The sequence below is a fragment of the Neobacillus drentensis genome (genome assembly GCF_036965245.1).
Classification (GTDB): Bacteria; Bacillota; Bacilli; order Bacillales; family Cytobacillaceae; genus Neobacillus; species Neobacillus drentensis_G.
Genome location: NZ_JBALPG010000170.1, coordinates 1 through 1,301, shown reverse-complemented (window position 1 = coordinate 1,301; position 1,301 = coordinate 1). Strand labels below are relative to the sequence as shown.

The following is a 1,301-nucleotide window of genomic DNA, read 5'->3' as shown; positions in this document are numbered from 1 at the left end:
GAGAAACACCAACGTAGAGAGCTAATGGAACTAGTAACTAGGGCTCTATTAATTTCTAAATCTTATTGGATGATTCAACAAATTTTTCATGGGTTTGGATGAGTAGAGGTGTATTTAACAAGGATTTTAGGGGATTTAATTAAACGTTTGTTTGAAAGGGAATTTAGTAGATAATGGTCGAGTTTCGTTAGATAATGGAGAATAGTAAGCTGGACCAGGTTTGGATATATTCAACCTGGTCCAGTTTTTTACATTCGCTCTTTCATCCGTTCAGGAAGAGTCTGAATCGACTGTACCACTAAATCTAGCTTTGACTCAATTCGGTAAAGCAGATAAAGGGTTACAACGATCGGGAATCCCACCTGGCTGATGATGGGAATAAGCTGATCCACTTTTCTCACCTCCTTCTATTACTTATAAGAAGAGGCCGGCTTCATGATGAATCCGGCCTCTCTTACTTATTAAGCAAGTTCGTAATCTGTTACATTGCGTTCAATTACTCGTACCCCTTTTGGTACTGCCAATCTACCGCTAGATGTTGTGAAAACGTCAGATGCAATAATTTGTGCCATCGATAATTTTACGACCTCTTCATCAATCGGTTCTTTAGGATTATCAACAGAAATACGTGCAGTCTTCCCAAATTCTGTTCCAAATTGCAATTCCAATGTCTTTGCCATTTCATTCACCTCCTTTTTTTAAATTGGTGCCTGACACCCTTTGTGGACACTGTCCGTGTGGGGTGGACACCGTGGGTCCTACTTGGTGCTGGATGTTTATGCCAGGATTTCGGAGCTGTCATTGCGCTCCACTTTGTTTAGCGTGTCATTGCATAAAACAGCGATTGCTTGGGCAGCTTGCGATAATTGATCTGCAGTCGCAACCTTTGTGACGTTGCTAAACGTTTTTGATTTAAGAATCGGATTTCCTTTGTCATCCATGCCAGCCTCAAATACCAGGCGAAGCTTCGTTCCTTCTAATAACGCTTGTGCCATTGTCTCTCACCACCTTTCACCTCTTATATAGATAAAAGTCGGCAAAAAGGACATGGTATTTTTATAAATTATTTTACTAAGTTTCAAGTACTGATATTTTTAACATATTGTGGGAGTGGCTAATGTGAAATTTTCAGAAATTATGTAGTAAGAGGATGAAAATAGCACGTGGATCGAGGGAATTACCAAATAATATCCAATAAATGTCGTTAGTTTTGTAAATTATGTAGTAAGTGCGCGAAAATATGTAGTAAGTGGCTAAGAATATGTAGTAAATTATCTAAAAATATGTAGTAAGCATCCAGG

3 protein-coding genes are annotated in these 1,301 nt (G+C 38.7%); all 3 read right to left on the bottom strand.

Translation table 11 applies throughout. The features are described 5' to 3' along the window. Positions 1 to 248: 248 nt before the first annotated feature. Positions 249 to 392 (bottom strand): YvrJ family protein, encoded by a 144-nt coding sequence (locus V7150_RS24090; protein ID WP_335523293.1) that lies wholly within the window; start codon positions 390 to 392, stop codon positions 249 to 251. A gap of 69 nt (positions 393 to 461) precedes the next feature. Then, positions 462 to 680 (bottom strand): DUF2922 domain-containing protein, encoded by a 219-nt coding sequence (locus tag V7150_RS24085; protein ID WP_283920555.1) that lies wholly within the window; start codon positions 678 to 680, stop codon positions 462 to 464. Between the two features lie 96 nt (positions 681 to 776). Then, positions 777 to 995: a DUF1659 domain-containing protein gene (locus V7150_RS24080; protein ID WP_283920554.1), complete on the bottom strand. Its 219-nt coding sequence runs from the start codon at positions 993 to 995 to the stop codon at positions 777 to 779. Positions 996 to 1,301: the final 306 nt, after the last annotated feature.

Bases quoted from the DNA above. Each gene is read 5' to 3' on its own strand.
- V7150_RS24080 (WP_283920554.1), bottom strand. From the start codon at position 995: ATGGCACAAGCGTTATTAGAAGGAACGAAGCTTCGCCTGGTATTTGAG.
- V7150_RS24085 (WP_283920555.1), bottom strand. From the start codon at position 680: ATGGCAAAGACATTGGAATTGCAATTTGGAACAGAATTTGGGAAGACT.